We start from the raw sequence: 18,950 nt of genomic DNA on the forward strand, positions 1-18,950 counted from the left end.
CACCTAATTCGAGGTGAGGGGTTTTACTGCGTGTAAGAGTAAAATGAAGAGGTGCAAATAAATGAAACAAAGTATGGTATTCAGTCCTACATTACGTGAAGTTCCAGCTGATGCTGAAATTAAGAGTCATCAATTATTACTTCGCGCAGGTTTTATGCGTCAAAATGCTTCTGGTATTTATAGTTTTCTACCATTTGGGTTAAAAGTATTACACAAAGTAGAACGTATCGTTCGAGAAGAAATGGAGCGCGCAGGAGCTGTGGAATTATTGATGCCAGCTATGCAAGCTGCAGAATTATGGCAAGAATCAGGTCGTTGGTATTCTTACGGATCTGAATTAATGCGTATGAAAGATCGTAACGCTCGTGAGTTTGCTTTAGGAGCGACGCATGAAGAAGTAATTACTGATCTTGTACGTGATGAAATAAAATCATATAAAAAATTACCGTTAACATTATATCAAATTCAAACGAAATTCCGCGATGAACAAAGACCTCGTTTCGGTTTATTACGTGGAAGAGAGTTTCTAATGAAAGATGCATACTCTTTCCATGCTACACAAGAGAGCTTAGATGAAGTATACGATCGCTTATACAAAGCATATTCTAACATTTTTGCTCGTTGTGGTTTGAACTTCCGTGCAGTTATTGCTGATTCTGGAGCAATGGGCGGAAAAGATACACATGAATTCATGGTATTATCTGATGTTGGTGAAGATACAATTGCATACTCTGATACATCTGATTATGCAGCGAACATTGAAATGGCTCCTGTTGTAGCTACGTATACGAAGAGTGACGAAGCGGAAATGGCACTTGAAAAGGTTGCAACGCCAGATCAAAAAGCGATTGAAGAAGTATCTGCATTCTTAAACATTGAAGCTGACAAGTGTATTAAGTCTATGGTATTTAAAGTAGATGAGAAATTAGTAGTTGTACTTGTTCGTGGTGATCACGAAGTAAACGATGTAAAAGTGAAAAATGTATACGGCGCTTCAGTTGTTGAGCTTGCTTCTCATGAGGAAGTAAAAGAATTATTAAATTGTGAAGTTGGTTCATTAGGACCGATTGGTGTAACAGGTGATATCGAAATTATCGCTGACCATGCTGTAGCATCAATTGTCAACGGATGTTCAGGAGCGAACGAAGAAGGATTCCATTATGTAAATGTAAATCCAGAACGTGACTTTAAAGTAAGTCAGTATACAGATTTACGCTTTATTCAAGAAGGAGACCAATCTCCAGACGGAAACGGAACAATTCTTTTTGCACGTGGAATTGAAGTTGGTCATGTATTCAAATTAGGAACTCGTTATAGTGAAGCAATGAACGCAACATTCCTAGATGAAAATGGGAAAACACAACCACTTATTATGGGTTGTTACGGTATCGGTGTATCTCGTACAGTGGCAGCAATTGCAGAGCAGTTTAATGATGAGAACGGCTTAGTTTGGCCGAAAGCTGTAGCACCGTTCCATGTGCATGTAATTCCAGTAAATATGAAATCTGATGCACAACGTGAAATGGGTGAAAACATCTACAACTCATTACAAGAAAAAGGCTATGAAGTGTTATTAGACGATCGTGCAGAACGTGCAGGTGTTAAATTTGCAGATGCAGATTTATTCGGCCTTCCAGTTCGCGTTACAGTTGGTAAAAAAGCAGACGAAGGTATTGTAGAAGTGAAAGTACGTGCTACAGGTGAGTCTGAAGAAGTAAAAGTAGAAGAACTTCAAACATATATTGCAAATATTTTAAAATAAGAAGAGGTACCTCGTAATGGGGTACCTTCTCTTTCTTTGTAAACGTATTTTGTAAAAGAAGAAGTGAGAAATCTTTCTTTGTAGTACGTTTCAATTTATAATAGCAAATGGAAGGAGAGTGCTTATGTCTTTAACAAATGAACAACAAGAGCGATTTCAAATTTTGCTCCAGCAGTTGCAAATACCAGACGACCTTATAAATCAATATTTACAAGGCGGTGGTATTGAAAGGCTCGTTATTGATAAAGCGAATAAAAGTTGGCATTTTGATTTACAAGTGCCACGTATTTTGCCTACAGAATTATATGAATTGCTAGAAACAAAGCTTAAGCAATCATTTTCTCATATTGCAAGAACAACATTTGCATTAGAAACAGAGAATAAACAATTTACAGAAGAAGAAGTGAGGGCGTATTGGCCGCTTTGTACGGAACGAATTACATTTTCACCTATGTTTGCTTACTTAAAGAAACAGCTTCCGCAGGTGAATGGAGTGAAGTTGCTAATAAATGTGAATAATGAGCTGGAGTCTACTGCTTTAAAGAAAAACGTTGCGAAACCAGTAGGGGATCAATACGAAGCTTTTGGATTTCCACGTTTCCAGTTAGACACACATATACAGCAAAATGCAGAAGAAATGCAAAAGTTTCGTGAGCAAACGCAGCAAGAAGACCGCGAGCGTGTTATACAAGCTATGGAAGAAATGGCGAAGAAGCAAGCTGAAGAAAGTAGCGTTGTGTATGAAGGACCGATTACACTCGGGTATCTTATTAAGCCAGATGAAGAGATTACACCGATGCGAGAAATTCAAGATGAAGAAAGAAGAAAAACGGTTCAAGGATATGTCTTCCATGTAGAGACAAAAGAGCTTCGTAGTGGACGTACGTTATTAACTTTAAAAATAACGGATTATACGGATTCTATTATGATCAAAATGTTCTCGCGTGACAAAGAAGATATTCCAATGCTGCAATCCTTGAAAAAAGGAATGTGGGTGAAAGCCCGTGGTTCAGTTCAAAACGATACATTTGTTCGAGATTTAGTAATGATTGCGAATGATATTAATGAAATAACAGGTCCGTCTCGTAAAGATAAAGCGCCAGAAGGCGAAAAGCGTGTAGAACTTCATCTTCACACTCCCATGAGCCAAATGGATGCTGTTACTCCTGTTTCTAGGCTTGTTGCCCAAGCTGGTAAATGGGGACATGAAGCTATTGCGGTTACAGACCATGCTGTGGCTCAGTCGTTCCCGGAGGCATATTCTGCGGGGAAAAAGGCTGGAGTTAAAGTTATATACGGTGTAGAAGCGAATTTAGTTAATGATGGTGTACCGATAGCGTATAACGAAGCGCATCGTTTACTTGCGGAGGAAACGTATGTTGTTTTCGACGTTGAGACGACAGGTTTATCAGCTGTATACGATACAGTCATTGAGTTGGCTGCCGTAAAAGTAAAGGGTGGCGAAATCATTGATCGTTTTGAATCTTTTGCAAACCCACATCAACCATTATCAGCGACGATTATTGAATTAACAGGTATTACAGATGATATGTTAACTGATGCACCAGAAGTGGACGAAGTGTTTAAAAAGTTTGAGGAATGGATGGGTGACCATACACTTGTTGCCCATAACGCAAGCTTCGATATGGGATTTATTAACGTAGGTTTTAAAAAGGCTGGGTTAGAAAAAACGAATAACCCTGTTATTGATACGTTAGAACTTGCACGATTCTTATTCCCAGAAATGAAAAATCACCGATTAAATACGATGTGTAAAAAACTTGATATTGAATTAACGCAACATCACCGTGCGATTTATGATACAGAAGCGACGGGATATTTACTTGTGAAAATGTTGAAAGACGTAATTGAAAAGGGATTTGAATATCACGATCAATTAAATGATAGCATGGGGCAAGGGGATGCGTATAAGCGTGGCCGTCCAAGCCATCTGACGTTACTTGCCACATCAGATGTTGGATTGAAAAATTTATATAAACTTGTTTCATATTCTCACCTTAATTACTTTTACCGTGTACCACGAGTACCGAGGTCACTATTAAAAAAATATCGTGAAGGAATTTTAGTAGGAACGGCTTGTGATAAAGGTGAAGTGTTTGAGGCAATGATGCAAAAAGCTCCTGAAGAGGTAGAAGAAATTGCACAGTTTTATGATTACATTGAAGTAATGCCTCCAGAGGTGTTGCGTCATTTAGTAGAGCGTGAACTCGTTCGAGATGAGGGACAATTAAAAACAATTATCTCTAACTTAGTAAAACTAGGCGAGACGTTAGATAAACCAGTTGTTGCTACAGGGAACGTGCATTACTTAGATCCAGAAGATGCAATGTATCGTAAAATTTTAGTCAGTTCGCAGGGCGGAGCCAATCCGTTAAATCGACATTCATTACCGCCAGTACATTTCCGTACAACTGATGAAATGCTAGAGTGTTTTTCATTTTTAGGTGAAGACAAAGCGAAAGAAGTTGTTGTGACGAATACACAAAAGGTTGCGTCATTAATTGGTGATGTTCGTCCAGTAAAAGATGATCTATATACACCGAAAATTGAGGGTGCCGATGATGAAACACGTGATATGAGTTATAAAATGGCACGCAGTATATATGGTGAAGAACTACCAGAAATTGTAGAGGCTCGTTTAGAAAAAGAATTGAAAAGTATTATTGGACATGGATTTGCCGTTATCTATTTAATCTCACATAAGCTTGTGAAAAAATCGTTAGTCGACGGATATCTAGTAGGTTCGCGTGGTTCGGTAGGTTCGTCGTTCGTTGCAACGATGATGGAAATTACAGAAGTAAACCCATTACCACCACACTATGTCTGTCCAAAGTGCAAGCAATCTGAATTCTTTAATGATGGTTCCGTAGGCTCTGGTTTCGACTTACCAGATAAAGATTGTCCGACATGTAATGTGGCATATGTGAAAGATGGACATGATATTCCATTCGAAACGTTCCTTGGATTTAAAGGAGATAAGGTACCCGATATCGATTTGAACTTCTCCGGGGAATACCAACCACGTGCCCATAACTATACGAAAGTACTGTTCGGTGAAGACTATGTATACCGTGCTGGAACGATTGGTACAGTTGCGGAAAAAACCGCTTATGGATATGTAAAAGGTTATGCAAATGATCACAATTTAACAATTCGAAATGCAGAGATTGATCGCTTAGTAGCGGGATGTACAGGGGTAAAACGTACAACTGGACAGCATCCAGGTGGTATTATCGTTGTGCCAGATTACATGGATATCTTTGATTTCTCACCAATACAGTTTCCTGCTGATTCAATTGGTGCTGAGTGGAGAACAACGCATTTTGACTTCCACTCGATTCATGATAATTTATTGAAACTTGATATACTGGGACACGATGATCCGACCGTTATTCGTATGTTACAAGATCTAAGTGGTATTGATCCGAAAACAATCCCAACGGATGATCCAGAAGTAATGAAAATTTTCTCTGGTCCAGAAACGTTAGGGGTAACGGAAGAACAAATTAACTGTAAAACAGGTACACTTGGTATCCCGGAATTCGGTACGAAGTTCGTAAGACAGATGTTAGAAGAGACAAAACCAACGACATTCTCAGAATTGGTCCAAATTTCTGGGCTGTCACATGGTACTGACGTATGGCTTGGTAATGCAAATGAGTTAATTTATAACGGTACATGTACGCTGAGTGAAGTTATCGGTTGTCGTGATGACATCATGGTATATTTAATCTATCAAGGTTTAGATCCATCATTAGCCTTCAAAATCATGGAGTCGGTTCGTAAAGGTAAAGGTGTACCAGAAGAATGGGAAGATGACATGAAAGGTAATAATGTGCCAGGTTGGTATATTGATTCATGTAAGAAGATTAAATACATGTTCCCTAAAGCCCATGCGGCTGCTTACGTACTTATGGCTGTGCGTATCGCATACTTTAAAGTACATTTTGCACTTTTATTCTATGCGGCATATTTTACAGTCCGTGCAGATGATTTTGATGTAGAGGCGATGGCGAAAGGTTCAGCATCCATACGTGTAAAAATTGATGAAATTGCTCAAAAAGGATTGGATGCAGCGCCGAAAGAGAAGAGTTTATTAACAGTACTAGAAATGACACTGGAAATGTGTGAGCGTGGATATTCATTCCAAAAGGTCGATTTATACCGCTCGCATGCAACTGAGTTTATTATTGATGGGGATACTTTAATTCCTCCATTTAATGCAGTGCCTGGTCTTGGTACGAACGCAGCCTTAAGTATTGTGGAAGCGCGCAAAAATGGAGACTTCTTATCAAAAGAAGACTTACAGCAGCGAAGTAAGGTTTCGAAAACAATTATTGAGTATTTAGATAGCCAAGGTTGTTTAGGAGATTTGCCAGATCAAAACCAATTATCACTGTTCTAATAGGTAGGAAAAGTCTTTGCAAATCAATATTTGCTATGGTATACTATAAACCGAGATAACCATGTCATGTATATTTTGTGAAAAAGAGAGTGGGGAAACCCACTCTTTCGTGTTACTATCTACATTTTATTCATGTAGATAGTAAAGACATTTCTGTCGTATATACATATTTTGTTACAAGTTTTACTTCTTAAATTTGGTAATACTAAGACAGATATTCCCTGCTTAACGGCAGGGGCTTTTGTTAGCTAACGAGAAAGAATAAGATAGACCGTCTTTGTGAACGGGATCTTTTCTTGTAAATGGTACATGGCGGCAGGAAGGAGGCTGTTTATGGATAAGAAAGTCACAGAAGTTGTAGAAGCATTTGCGCAGCCAATCGTTGAAGAGTTAAATCTTGAACTTGTAGATGTAGAGTATGTGAAAGAAGGACAAGACTGGTTCTTACGCGTATTCATCGATTCTGAAAAGGGAGTCGACATTGAAGAATGCGGTGCGGTAAGTGAACGTTTAAGCGAAGCTTTAGATAAAGAGGATCCAATTCCTCACCTTTACTTTTTGGATGTATCATCTCCTGGAGCAGAACGCCCATTAAAGAAAGAGAAAGACTTCCAGCAAGCGGTAGGAAAACAAGTGGCAATTAAAACATATGAGCCAATTGATGGCGAAAAGATGTTTGAAGGAAAGTTACTTTCCTACGACGGTACTACAATTACACTACTATTAACAATTAAAACACGTAAAAAAGAAATCCAAATTCCAATGGATAAAGTTGCAAATGCGCGACTTGCTGTTACGTTTTAGTAAGAAGGGGGATCTTCATGAGCACTGAGTTGTTAGATGCTTTGCTCGTATTAGAGTCAGAAAAAGGTATTAGTAAAGATATTATTATTGATGCGATTGAAGCAGCATTAATCTCTGCTTATAAACGCAATTTTAACCAAGCACAAAACGTTCGTGTGAGCTTTAACCCAGAAGTGGGAACAATTCAAGTTTTAGCACGTAAGGACGTTGTTGATAATGTGTTTGATCCACGTCTTGAAATCTCTGTAGAAGAGGCAAGACAAATTAATCCAAACTACCAAGATGGCGACGTACTAGAAATTGAAGTAACGCCAAAAGATTTTGGTCGTATTGCAGCGCAAACTGCAAAACAAGTTGTAACACAACGAGTTCGTGAAGCAGAACGTGGTGTTATTTACTCAGAATTTAGTGATCGTGAAGAAGACATTATGGTTGGTATTGTACAACGCCAAGATGCTCGTTTCATCTACGTAAGCTTAGGCAAAGTAGAAGCTTTATTACCTGTAAGTGAGCAAATGCCAAATGAGCAATATAAGCCACATGATCGTATTCGCGTATTTATTACAAAAGTAGAAAAGACAACAAAAGGACCACAAATTTACGTATCACGTACACATCCTGGTCTTTTAAAACGTTTATTCGAAATGGAAGTTCCAGAAATTTATGATGGAACTGTAGAAATTCGCTCTGTAGCGCGCGAAGCAGGAGATCGTTCTAAAATCTCTGTGCATGCAGAAAACATTGATGTTGATCCAGTTGGTTCTTGCGTAGGACCGAAAGGACAACGTGTACAACGTGTTGTAGATGAACTAAAAGGTGAAAAGATTGACATCGTTCGCTGGTCAAATGACCCAGTTGAATATGTTGCAAATGCTTTAAGCCCATCACAAGTTGTTAAAGTACTTGTAGATGAAGATGAAAAAGCAACAACTGTTGTTGTTCCAGACCACCAGCTATCGTTAGCTATCGGTAAGCGTGGACAAAATGCACGTCTTGCAGCTAAATTAACAGGCTGGAAAATTGATATTAAAAGTGAGTCTGATGCGAAACAACTTGGAATTGTTACAGAAGAAGATAGCGTAATCGCATTCGGATTCGATTCAGTTGAAGACGAAATCCAATAGAGGTGATGAGTATGAGCAATCGAAAAGTTCCGTTACGAAAATGTATTGCGACGCAAGAGATGAAATCAAAACGAGAGCTGGTTCGCATTGTTCGTTCCAAAGAGGGCGAAGTGTCTATTGATTTATCTGGAAAAAAATCAGGACGAGGTGCATATTTGTCAAAAGATAAAGAATGCATTATACAAGCCCAAAAGAAAAACATTTTGGAACATCATCTAAAAGCGAAAATCGACAGTTCTCTGTACGAAGAGCTTCTTGAGCTTGTTGAGAAGGAGTCGAAATAAGTGTCCGATTGGAAATCGTTTTTAGGACTAGCAAATCGCGCTCGAAAAATCATTTCGGGTGAAGAACTCGTTTTAAAAGAAGTACGAAGTGGTAAAGCAAAGCTCGTATTGCTTTCTGAAGATGCGTCAGCGAACACTACTAAACGTATCACTGATAAAACGACGTACTACAACGTACCAATGAAAAAAGTCGAAAATCGACAACAATTAGGGCATGCGATTGGGAGAGACGAGCGAGTCGTTGTAGCTGTGTTAGATGAAGGCTTTGCGAAAAAGCTACGTAGCATGCTCGATACAAATTACCGGGGGTGAAGGTATGAGTAAAATTCGAGTACATGAATATGCAAAAAAAAATAATATCTCAAGTAAAGATCTTATGACAAAACTTAAAGAGATGAATATCGAGGTTTCGAATCATATGACAATGTTAGAAGACGAAGTAGTAAATAAATTAGATAATGAATATAACACTGGAGCGGAAAAACCTTCTGTTGCAGATGAGTTTGAAGTAGAAGAGAAAGTTGTTCGCAGTAAAAAGAACAGCAATAAGAAAAAGAAAAAAGGCAAAGGAAATGAAGACAAACGTCAAGATAACTTTGCTGGAAGACAACAAACACAAATAGTAGAAACACCAGATAAAATTACTTTCTCTGGAAGCCTTACAGTAGGTGAACTTGCTAAAAAGTTAAGCAAAGAGCCATCTGAAATTATTAAAAAGCTCTTCATGCTAGGAATTATGGCGACAATTAACCAAGATTTAGATAAAGATACAATTGAGTTAATCGCTACTGATTACGGTATTGAAGTAGAAGAAGAAATAGTGGTAAGTGAAACTGAGTTTGAAACATTCATGGATGAGCAAGATGATGAAGAAAACTTAAAAGAGCGTCCAGCTGTTGTTACGATTATGGGACACGTTGACCATGGTAAAACAACATTACTTGACTCTATTCGTAATTCAAAAGTAACTGCTGGCGAAGCTGGTGGAATTACTCAGCATATTGGTGCATACCAAGTTGAAGTAAATGATAAGAAAATTACATTCTTAGATACGCCTGGTCACGCGGCATTTACAACAATGCGTGCTCGTGGTGCGCAAGTAACTGATATTACAATCCTTGTTGTTGCAGCTGATGACGGTGTTATGCCACAAACAGTTGAAGCGATTAGCCATGCAAAAGCAGCTGGAGTACCAATTATTGTTGCTGTGAATAAAATGGATAAACCAGCGGCGAATCCTGATCGTGTAATGCAAGAATTAACAGAATATGAATTAGTTCCAGAAGCTTGGGGCGGAGACACAATTTTCGTACCAATTTCTGCAATTCAAGGCGAAGGCATTGACAACTTGCTAGAGATGATCCTTCTTGTAAGTGAAGTAGAAGAATATAAAGCAAACCCAAATCGTTATGCAACGGGTACTGTAATTGAAGCACAGCTTGATAAAGGTAAAGGAACTATCGCGACATTATTAGTTCAAAACGGTACGCTTCGAGTTGGAGATCCAATTGTTGTTGGAACTTCATTCGGACGTGTTCGTGCAATGGTAAGTGATATTGGTCGTCGTGTAAAAGTTGCTGGTCCATCAACTCCTGTTGAAATTACAGGTTTAAATGAAGTACCACAGGCTGGAGATCGTTTCATGGCATTCGCTGATGAGAAGAAAGCTCGTCAAATCGGTGAATCACGTGCACAAGAAGCGTTAGTTGCACAACGTGGTGAGAAATCTAAATTAAGCCTTGAAGATTTATTCCAACAAATCCAAGAGAGCGATGTAAAAGAAATCAACTTAATCGTAAAAGCAGACGTACAAGGTTCTGTTGAAGCGATGGCAGCATCACTTCGTAAAATTGATGTTGAAGGCGTAAAAGTTAAAATCATTCACACTGGTGTAGGTGCGATTACAGAATCTGATATTATTTTAGCTTCTGCATCTAATGCAATTGTAATTGGATTTAACGTACGTCCGGATGTGAACGCGAAGCGTACAGCTGAATTAGAGAACGTTGATGTTCGCTTACACCGCATTATCTACAAAGTAATCGAAGAAATTGAATTAGCAATGCAAGGTATGCTTGATCCAGAATTCGAAGAAAAAGTAATCGGTCAAGCGGAAGTTCGTCAAACATTCAAGGTAACAAAAGTTGGAACAATTGCAGGTTGTTACGTAATTGACGGTAAAATTACACGCGATAGTGGCGTTCGTATTATCCGCGATGGTATAGTAATTTTCGAAGGACAACTTGATACGTTAAAACGTTTCAAAGACGACGTAAAAGAAGTTGCACAAAACTATGAGTGTGGTATTACAATTGAGAGATATAATGACCTTAAAGAAGGGGACATCATTGAAGCATACGTTATGGAAGAAGTGAAGCGATGATTGTCGCTTCACTCTCATTCGAGTGTATGATTTACGATGTACATTCTTTAAAAGAGAAACGGGCAATTTTGCAACGAGTGCTAACTCGTGTGAAACAGCGCTATAATGTAGCTGTTTCTGAAGTTGGGCATCAAGATGTATGGCAACGTACAGAAATTGCGATTGTTTCCGTATCCTCAAATCGTGTTATCTGTGAAAAAGAAATGAATCGTGTACTGGAGTACATCGATTCATTTCCTGAAATTGAACGTACGATAACACAATTGGAATGGTATTGAATGAGGTGAAGAGTTATGAAATTACGTGCAAACCGTGTAGGCGAGCAAATGAAAAAAGAATTAGGCGACATCATTAGTCGTAAAATTAAAGACCCACGTATCGGATTTGTTACAGTAACAGATGTACAAGTGAGTGGTGATTTACAAATTGCCAAAGTATATATTTCTGTTTTAGGTGACGAAGAACAGAAAGAAAATACGTTAAAAGGTTTAGCGAAGGCAAAAGGCTTTATTCGTTCAGAAATTGGCCAACGTATTCGTCTTCGTAAAACACCGGAAATTACCTTTGAGTTTGATGAGTCTATCGGATATGGTCATCGAATTGATACACTTTTACATGAAATTAATAAAGACGGTAAACGTGAAGAATAATGGATAGACATTTGTCTATCCATTTTTTCAATGCAAAATAAGTTTTGGATATTTACTACGAAAGAATTATGATGAGGTGAACATATATGGAAGGTGTAGTATTATTACATAAGCCAAAAGGCATGACATCACATGATTGTGTATTTAAATTAAGAAAGGTATTGAGAGAAAAGAGAATTGGTCATACGGGAACATTAGACCCAGATGTAACAGGAGTATTACCAATTTGCGTCGGAAGAGCAACAAAAATTGCACAATTTTTAACAAGTGAAACGAAAACATATGAAGGTGAAGTAACATTAGGATTTTCAACGACAACTGAAGATGCTTCTGGTGAGGTTGTTGAAACGAAAAATGTCGATCGTGCTATTACTCGTAAGGAAATAGAAAAAGTTCTTGCTGAATTAACAGGCACGATTGAACAAATGCCACCAATGTTCTCGGCTGTAAAAGTAAACGGGAAAAAATTATACGAATATGCAAGAGCAGGACAAGATGTGGAACGTCCAGTTCGTACAATTACGATTCATGAGTTCGTATTACTTGATGATCGTGAAGTTTTTGAAGGAGAAAATATTTCATTCCGTTTCCGTGTAACGTGTAGTAAAGGAACATATGTAAGAACGTTAGCGGTAATGATCGGGGAGAAACTTGGTTTCCCATCACATATGTCTCACCTTGTAAGAACGGCATCTGGTGAATTTTTATTAGAAGATTGCATATCATTTGAAGAAATTGAAGAAAACGTGCAAAATGGAACAGTAGAGTCTATCTTCATTTCAATTGATGAAGCATTAAGTAAGTTTCCAAAAATGGTTGTAGATGAAAAGCAAGCAGAGAAAATTAAGAATGGTATGTTCTTAAAGAATGAATTAGAAATAACGGCACCATTTATTACAGTGTTTGATAAAAATGATCGGTGCTTAGCAATTTATGAACATCATCCGAAACATCCTGGCATGTTAAAGCCGATGAAAGTACTTGTGAATAATCAAGAACTAAAGCTATAATGAATTATTGGAAGGATTATTACAGAAAAAGGTGAATTCAAGCGTGAAACTTATTCATTTAACTCATCCACATGAACAAAATAAATTAGAATTACCACCTACTGTAATGGCATTAGGATTTTTTGATGGCATTCATTTAGGACATCAATGTGTAATTCGAACTGCGAAAAAAATAGCGGACGACAGAGGATATAAAAGTGCAGTTATGACATTTCATCCTCACCCATCTGTTGTTTTAGGGAAAAAGGATGCGCATGTGGAGTATATTACACCAATGCGTGATAAAGAAAAAATAGTCGAAAGCTTAGGAATCGATATATTATATGTAATTAAATTTGATGAATCATTTGCAGGGTTATTACCGCAACAATTTGTAGATGATTATATTATTGGTTTAAATGTAAAGCATGTAGTAGCAGGGTTTGATTATTCATATGGACGTTTAGGAAAAGGAAAGATGGAGACTTTACCATTTCATGCAAGAGGGGAGTTTACACAGACTGTGATTGAAAAAGTTGAATTTCAAGAAGAGAAAGTAAGTTCTACAGCATTACGAAAGTTAATTCGAAATGGCGAAATGGAACAAATTCCATCTATTTTAGGTAGAGCCTATACTGTAGCGGGAACAGTTATACACGGCGACAAACGTGGGCGTCAAATTGGTTTTCCAACAGCTAATGTAGGTTTAAGTGATGAGTATTTATTGCCACCTGTAGGTGTTTATGCAGTGAGATTAAAAGTTCACGATGAATGGTACGATGGTGTATGTAATATTGGATATAAACCGACTTTTAAAGAAGATGAGCGTCAATTATCAATTGAAGTGCACTTATTTGAATTTAACAAAGATATATACGACCAAAATGTTACAGTAGAGTGGCATATGCGTATAAGAGAAGAGAAGAAATTCAATGGCATTGATGAGTTAGTTGAACAAATCGCAAAAGATAAGAAAACAGCACAAGAATATTTTGCGAGCGAAAAGAATATACTTGCTTTTTCAAATGAAAAGTAGTATTCTATGTTATGTACTTTATGACAACCATTGCTTGGCATTGCGACTCACCGACGCTTGCTAGGTAATTGGGGGTTTAATTAATAGGAGGTGAAATAGGATGGCTTTAACACAAGAGCGTAAAAACGAAATCATTGCACAATTTAGAACTCATGAGACTGATACTGGTTCTCCAGAGGTTCAAATTGCTGTCCTAACGGAGCAAATTAACACTCTAAACGAGCACTTACGTACTCACAAGAAAGATCATCATTCACGTCGTGGTCTATTAAAGATGGTTGGTAAACGTCGTAACTTACTAACTTACCTTCGTAATAGCGATATCACACGTTACCGTGAATTAATCACAAAGCTTGGCTTACGTCGATAGTCAAAGAAGCGGGAATATTCCCGCTTTTTTGTTAGGTAAAAATATATCTTCTACGCTTTATAGCTTACTTAATTTTAGGCAATACTAGAGGTAGAATATTGTGATATACTATCCATTTACATAGAAGAATTGAATACTTTAAATTGAGAGGGGTACTTAAATGAGTCAAGAAAAGCAAGTCTTCTCGATAGATTTAGCTGGTCGCCAGCTAACAGTTGAAACTGGTCAGCTTGCCAAACAAGCGAACGGAGCAGTATTAGTAAGATATGGCGATACAGCGGTTCTATCTACAGCAACTGCATCAAAAGAAGCTAAAAATGTAGATTTTTTCCCACTTACAGTAAACTATGAAGAGCGTTTATATGCAGTCGGAAAAATTCCTGGCGGTTTTATTAAGCGTGAAGGTCGTCCAAGTGAAAAAGCAATTTTGGCAAGTCGTTTAATCGACCGTCCAATTCGTCCGCTATTCGCAGATGGTTTCCGTAACGAAGTGCAAGTTGTCAGCATTGTAATGAGTGTTGATCAAGATTGTTCTTCTGAAATGGCAGCTATGCTTGGTTCTTCATTAGCGTTATCGATTTCAGATATTCCATTTGAAGGTCCAATCGCTGGTGCGACAGTTGGTCGTATTAATGGCGAATTCGTTATTAATCCAACAGTAGAACAGCAAGAACAAAGTGATATCCACTTAGTTGTAGCTGGTACGAAAGATGCGATTAACATGGTTGAAGCAGGAGCAGATCAAGTGCCTGAAGAAACAATGTTAGAAGCAATTATGTTTGGTCATGACGAAATTAAACGTTTAATTGCATTCCAAGAAGAGATTGTACAAGCTGTAGGTAAAGAGAAATCAGAAGTGAAACTTTATGAAGTTGACGCTGATCTTAATCAAGCTGTACGTGAAATGGCTGAGAAGGATATGCATTCTGCAATTCAAGTACATGAGAAACATGCACGTGAAGATGCAATTAACGAAGTGAAAAAGCGTGTAATTGAGCATTACGAAGCTGAGGAAGCTGACGCTGATACATTAGGACAAGTAAATGAGATTTTATATAAAATTGTAAAAGAAGAAGTACGTCGTCTTATTACAGTTGAAAAAATTCGCCCAGATGGCCGTAAAGGTGACGAAATCCGTCCTTTAGCATCAGAGATTGGTATTTTATCTCGTACACACGGTTCTGGTTTATTCACACGTGGACAAACACAAGCATTAAGTATTTGTACATTAGGTGCATTAGGCGATGTGCAAATTTTAGATGGTCTTGGTGTAGAAGAATCAAAACGCTTTATGCACCATTACAATTTCCCATCATTTAGTGTTGGTGAAACAAGACCGATGCGTGGACCAGGTCGTCGTGAAATTGGTCACGGTGCACTAGGAGAGCGCGCACTTGAGCCTGTAATTCCATCTGAAAAAGATTTCCCATACACAGTACGCCTTGTATCTGAAGTATTAGAATCAAATGGTTCTACTTCACAAGCAAGTATTTGTGGTAGTACTTTAGCAATGATGGATGCGGGTGTTCCACTTAAAGCTCCAGTTGCAGGTATTGCAATGGGTCTGGTTAAATCTGGTGAGCATTACACAATTTTATCTGATATTCAAGGTATGGAAGATCATTTAGGTGATATGGACTTTAAAGTAGCAGGTACAGCACAGGGTGTAACTGCACTGCAAATGGACATTAAAATCGATGGTTTATCACGTGAGATTTTAGAAGAGGCATTACAACAAGCGAAAATTGGTCGTGTGCACATTCTAAATCATATGTTATCTGTTATTGCAGAGCCACGTACTGAATTATCAGCTTACGCTCCAAAGATTATTACAATGACAATTAACCCAGATAAAATCCGTGACGTTATTGGACCAAGCGGTAAACAAATCAATAAAATTATTGAAGAAACTGGCGTTAAAATTGACATCGAGCAAGATGGTACAGTATTCATTTCATCAATAAATCAAGAAATGAACGACAAAGCTAAGAAGATTATCGAAGATATCGTTCGCGAAGTACAAGTAGGTGAGATCTACGAAGGAAAAGTGAAACGTGTTGAGAAATTTGGTGCTTTCGTTGAATTATTCAGCGGTAAAGATGGATTAGTTCATATTTCTGAACTTGCACTTGAGCGTGTAGGTAAAGTAGAAGACGTTGTGAAAATCGGTGATGTAATTACAGTTAAAGTTATCGAGATTGACAAGCAAGGTCGCGTAAATCTATCTAGAAAAGTATTGCTAAAAGAAGAGCAAGAAAAAGAAGCTGCTAAAGAAGAAGACAAACAAGAGCAGCAATAAGTAAAAGCCAGTTAAACTGGCTTTTTTTGTTATGTAAAAAACATGATGTTCATATATTTTTATGTCGGTATAGGTATAGTTTTCATTATAACGCTCAAATTAACAAAGATAAGAAGAAAATGTTTTTATATAGTTAATTTGGGAGGGTTTATATGAAAGTTCGTATATTGGCATACATATGTATATTTTCTTTATATGTCAGTTTAGGCTCTTATTCTGTTTTTGCACAAGATAACTTGCATGAAGAAATTCAAAAGTATGCAAAACAGTATGAGATTGCACCTCAAAATGCGATGATTGATAAAATATGGAAGGCAACACCTGGATATAATGGAAGACAAGTGGATATTGAAGCATCGTATAATAATATGAAGAAGCTAAAGGAATTTGATCAAAAATATCTTGAATTCAAAGAAGTCTCACCGAGTGTTCATTTGGAAGATTTATCACCAGCTCCAATTTATAGAGGGCATCCAAATAAAAAGATGGTAGGATTAACAATAAATGTGGCATGGGGAAATGAGTATTTGCCACGTATATTAGAGATATTGAAAAAGCATGATGTGAAGGCCACTTTCTTTTTAGAAGGACGTTGGGTGAAAGAAAATTTGCGGTTTGCAAAAATGATTGTCGATGCAAAACAAGAAGTTGGAAATCACTCATACACACACCCTAATATGAAAACGTTATCCTCAGATGAAATACGAGATCAGTTACAAAAAACAAATCGAATGATAGAAGTAGCAACGAATCAAAAAGTAAGATGGTTTGCCCCGCCGAGTGGAAGCTTTCGAGATGAAGTCGTAAAGATTGCAGATGATTTTCAAATGGGAACGATTATGTGGACTGTAGATACGATTGATTGGCAGCGACCTGAGCCAGATGTACTATTGCAGAGAGTAATGAGAAAAATACATCCAGGTGCTATCATATTAATGCATCCTACTTCGTCTACAGCAGAGGCTTTAGATATAATGATTACAAAATTGAAGGAACAAGGATATAAAGTGGGGAATATAACTGAATTACTGGATGAAAAACGTGTGGATTAAATACATTTGCATGACATTCATCCTTAAACTTGTTATCATTAAATAATAGCGTTTTATTTAGAGAAACTGGCAGTAGGAGGAAAGTTTTTGATTAAAAAATATACTTGTAAAAATGGTGTAAGAATAGTTATGGAGAATATACCAACTGTAAGATCGGTTGCAATTGGTATTTGGATCCATGCGGGATCAAGAAATGAAAATGAAAAAAATAATGGGATTTCTCACTTTTTAGAGCATATGTTCTTTAAAGGGACAGAGACACGTAGTGCACGAGAGATTGCAGAATCATTTGATAGCATTGGTGGTCAAGTGAATGCATTTACTTCAAAAGAATATACTTGTTACTATGCAAAAGTATTAGATGAGCATGCTAAATATGCTTTAGATGTTTTAGCAGATATGTTCTTTAATTCAACATTTGATGAGGAAGAACTGAAAAAAGAGAAGAATGTCGTATGTGAAGAAATTAAAATGTACGAAGATGCTCCAGATGATATTGTGCATGATATGTTAACGAAAGCAACATATGAAACGCATCCACTCGGATATCCTATTTTAGGAACAGAAGAAACGCTTAATACGTTTACAGGTGATACGTTACGTCAATATATAAAAGATCATTACACACCTGAAAATGTAGTTGTATCAATTGCAGGAAATATTGATGAAGCATTTTTACAAACAGTGGAGCAATATTTCGGTAGTTATGAAGGAACAACAAACCGTGAACAAGTACATAGCCCAATTTTCCATTTCAATAAGGTAGCCCGCAAAAAGGAAACGGAACAAGCTCATTTATGTCTAGGATATAAAGGCTTACAAATGGGACACGAAGATATTTATAACTTAATTGTATTAAATAACGTTTTAGGCGGTAGTATGAGTAGCCGTTTATTCCAAGAAGTACGTGAGCAACGTGGATTAGCTTACTCAGTATTTTCTTACCACTCTTCTTATGAAGATACAGGCATGTTAACACTTTACGGTGGAACTGGTAGCCAACAATTAGATACATTGTATGAAACAATGCAAGAAACATTAGAGACATTGAAAAATACAGGTATTACAGAAAAAGAGCTTATGAATAGTAAAGAGCAATTAAAAGGAAACTTAATGTTAAGTTTAGAAAGTACAAATAGCCGTATGAGCCGTAACGGTAAAAATGAATTGCTTCTTCGTAAGCATCGTTCACTTGATGAGATTATTGAAAGTGTAAACACTGTAACAAAAGAAAATGTGGACGGATTAATTCGCAATATGTTTACTGATGAATTCTCTGCGGCACTTATTAGTCCAGACGGAAAACTTCCAAAAGGAATAAAACTATAATCGATTTTTATAATGTATCTGATAATAACCTTCTCTCTTTTTAAATGAGAGAAGGTTATTTTTTTTATCCATATAGAATAGGTACTAATTATAGACAATGCAAATGAAAAATTCAGTAGGGGGAGTGGAGTATGTATGCGATTAAGTGAATTAAGTGGTAAAGAGGTTGTAGATATAGAAAAAGCGGAAAAAATGGGAGTCTTAGGTTATATGGATTTAGAGATTAATGAGAAAGACGGACAAATACAAACACTTATAATACCTGTAGGGAAGTGGGGAGGTTTTAAAAAGGAACCACAAGAAGTAAGGGTGGCATGGAGTCAAATAAAGAAAGTCGGACATGATATGCTTCTTTGTGATAGTATGGATCGTTCAAATTCGGAGTGAAGGATGGCCACTTTGGTCATCTTTTTTTGTATCTACATAGAAACCTGATAAAACA

General features: G+C 37.3%; 16 protein-coding genes. All 16 read left to right on the top strand.

What is annotated here, in order from left to right:
* Positions 1-61: 61 nt before the first annotated feature.
* The 16 genes from N2V92_RS15785 (at position 62) to N2V92_RS15860 (ending at position 18,895) form a co-directional block, all read left to right on the top strand.
* Entirely contained in the window at positions 62-1,762 is a 1,701-nt protein-coding gene (locus tag N2V92_RS15785) for a proline--tRNA ligase (protein ID WP_000814295.1), read from the top strand.
* A 124-nt stretch (positions 1,763-1,886) separates the two neighbouring features.
* Positions 1,887-6,188, top strand: a complete 4,302-nt coding sequence (locus N2V92_RS15790; protein ID WP_000059996.1) for a PolC-type DNA polymerase III — start codon at positions 1,887-1,889, stop codon at positions 6,186-6,188.
* 333 nt (positions 6,189-6,521) lie between these two features.
* Positions 6,522-6,992: a ribosome maturation factor RimP gene (gene rimP, locus N2V92_RS15795; protein WP_000359095.1), complete on the top strand. Its 471-nt coding sequence runs from the start codon at positions 6,522-6,524 to the stop codon at positions 6,990-6,992.
* Between the two features lie 17 nt (positions 6,993-7,009).
* Positions 7,010-8,116, top strand: coding sequence for a transcription termination factor NusA (gene nusA / locus N2V92_RS15800; protein WP_000102599.1), 1,107 nt, complete (start codon positions 7,010-7,012; stop codon positions 8,114-8,116).
* 11 nt (positions 8,117-8,127) lie between these two features.
* Positions 8,128-8,400, top strand: coding sequence for an RNase P modulator RnpM (gene rnpM / locus N2V92_RS15805; RefSeq protein WP_000071123.1), 273 nt, complete (start codon positions 8,128-8,130; stop codon positions 8,398-8,400).
* Positions 8,401-8,712 carry a YlxQ family RNA-binding protein gene (locus tag N2V92_RS15810; RefSeq protein WP_001286522.1) on the top strand — a complete coding sequence of 104 codons (312 nt, stop codon included), beginning with the start codon at positions 8,401-8,403 and terminating at the stop codon, positions 8,710-8,712.
* Between the two features lie 4 nt (positions 8,713-8,716).
* Positions 8,717-10,783, top strand: coding sequence for a translation initiation factor IF-2 (infB, locus tag N2V92_RS15815; protein ID WP_000036346.1), 2,067 nt, complete (start codon positions 8,717-8,719; stop codon positions 10,781-10,783).
* Positions 10,780-11,061, top strand: coding sequence for a DUF503 domain-containing protein (locus tag N2V92_RS15820; RefSeq protein ID WP_000634349.1), 282 nt, complete (start codon positions 10,780-10,782; stop codon positions 11,059-11,061). The genes infB and N2V92_RS15820 overlap by 4 nt, the downstream gene beginning before the upstream one ends.
* A gap of 15 nt (positions 11,062-11,076) precedes the next feature.
* Entirely contained in the window at positions 11,077-11,433 is a 357-nt protein-coding gene (rbfA, locus tag N2V92_RS15825; protein WP_000776437.1) for a 30S ribosome-binding factor RbfA, read from the top strand.
* An 86-nt stretch (positions 11,434-11,519) separates the two neighbouring features.
* Positions 11,520-12,443 (top strand): tRNA pseudouridine(55) synthase TruB, encoded by a 924-nt coding sequence (gene truB, locus N2V92_RS15830; RefSeq protein WP_000399365.1) that lies wholly within the window; start codon positions 11,520-11,522, stop codon positions 12,441-12,443.
* A 43-nt stretch (positions 12,444-12,486) separates the two neighbouring features.
* Complete coding sequence (gene ribF / locus N2V92_RS15835) at positions 12,487-13,458, top strand: bifunctional riboflavin kinase/FAD synthetase (protein WP_000766703.1); 972 nt, start codon at positions 12,487-12,489, stop codon at positions 13,456-13,458.
* A 100-nt stretch (positions 13,459-13,558) separates the two neighbouring features.
* Positions 13,559-13,828: a 30S ribosomal protein S15 gene (gene rpsO / locus N2V92_RS15840; protein ID WP_001229392.1), complete on the top strand. Its 270-nt coding sequence runs from the start codon at positions 13,559-13,561 to the stop codon at positions 13,826-13,828.
* A gap of 160 nt (positions 13,829-13,988) precedes the next feature.
* Positions 13,989-16,127 (top strand): polyribonucleotide nucleotidyltransferase, encoded by a 2,139-nt coding sequence (gene pnp / locus N2V92_RS15845; protein ID WP_000076742.1) that lies wholly within the window; start codon positions 13,989-13,991, stop codon positions 16,125-16,127.
* Positions 16,128-16,279: 152 nt separating this feature from the next.
* Complete coding sequence (locus tag N2V92_RS15850) at positions 16,280-17,179, top strand: polysaccharide deacetylase family protein (RefSeq protein ID WP_000868231.1); 900 nt, start codon at positions 16,280-16,282, stop codon at positions 17,177-17,179.
* Positions 17,180-17,266: 87 nt separating this feature from the next.
* Complete coding sequence (locus N2V92_RS15855; RefSeq protein WP_000592996.1) at positions 17,267-18,508, top strand: M16 family metallopeptidase; 1,242 nt, start codon at positions 17,267-17,269, stop codon at positions 18,506-18,508.
* Positions 18,509-18,643: 135 nt separating this feature from the next.
* The gene (locus tag N2V92_RS15860; RefSeq protein WP_016077306.1) at positions 18,644-18,895 is read left to right on the top strand and encodes a YlmC/YmxH family sporulation protein; all 252 of its coding nucleotides are present in this window, start codon (positions 18,644-18,646) and stop codon (positions 18,893-18,895) included.
* Positions 18,896-18,950: the final 55 nt, after the last annotated feature.

Origin of the sequence: Bacillus sp. CH_48, assembly GCF_038008465.1 — a bacterium.
Taxonomy (GTDB): domain Bacteria; phylum Bacillota; class Bacilli; order Bacillales; family Bacillaceae_G; genus Bacillus_A; species Bacillus_A thuringiensis_S.

Coding starts and splice junctions, on each gene's coding strand:
- rnpM (WP_000071123.1), top strand. CDS start 8,128: ATGAGCAATCGAAAAGTTCCGTTACGAAAATGTATTGCGACGCAAGAG.
- N2V92_RS15860 (WP_016077306.1), top strand. CDS start 18,644: ATGCGATTAAGTGAATTAAGTGGTAAAGAGGTTGTAGATATAGAAAAA.
- N2V92_RS15785 (WP_000814295.1), top strand. CDS start 62: ATGAAACAAAGTATGGTATTCAGTCCTACATTACGTGAAGTTCCAGCT.
- truB (WP_000399365.1), top strand. CDS start 11,520: ATGGAAGGTGTAGTATTATTACATAAGCCAAAAGGCATGACATCACAT.
- rbfA (WP_000776437.1), top strand. CDS start 11,077: ATGAAATTACGTGCAAACCGTGTAGGCGAGCAAATGAAAAAAGAATTA.
- rimP (WP_000359095.1), top strand. CDS start 6,522: ATGGATAAGAAAGTCACAGAAGTTGTAGAAGCATTTGCGCAGCCAATC.
- N2V92_RS15850 (WP_000868231.1), top strand. CDS start 16,280: ATGAAAGTTCGTATATTGGCATACATATGTATATTTTCTTTATATGTC.
- N2V92_RS15820 (WP_000634349.1), top strand. CDS start 10,780: ATGATTGTCGCTTCACTCTCATTCGAGTGTATGATTTACGATGTACAT.
- rpsO (WP_001229392.1), top strand. CDS start 13,559: ATGGCTTTAACACAAGAGCGTAAAAACGAAATCATTGCACAATTTAGA.
- N2V92_RS15790 (WP_000059996.1), top strand. CDS start 1,887: ATGTCTTTAACAAATGAACAACAAGAGCGATTTCAAATTTTGCTCCAG.
- nusA (WP_000102599.1), top strand. CDS start 7,010: ATGAGCACTGAGTTGTTAGATGCTTTGCTCGTATTAGAGTCAGAAAAA.
- pnp (WP_000076742.1), top strand. CDS start 13,989: ATGAGTCAAGAAAAGCAAGTCTTCTCGATAGATTTAGCTGGTCGCCAG.
- infB (WP_000036346.1), top strand. CDS start 8,717: ATGAGTAAAATTCGAGTACATGAATATGCAAAAAAAAATAATATCTCA.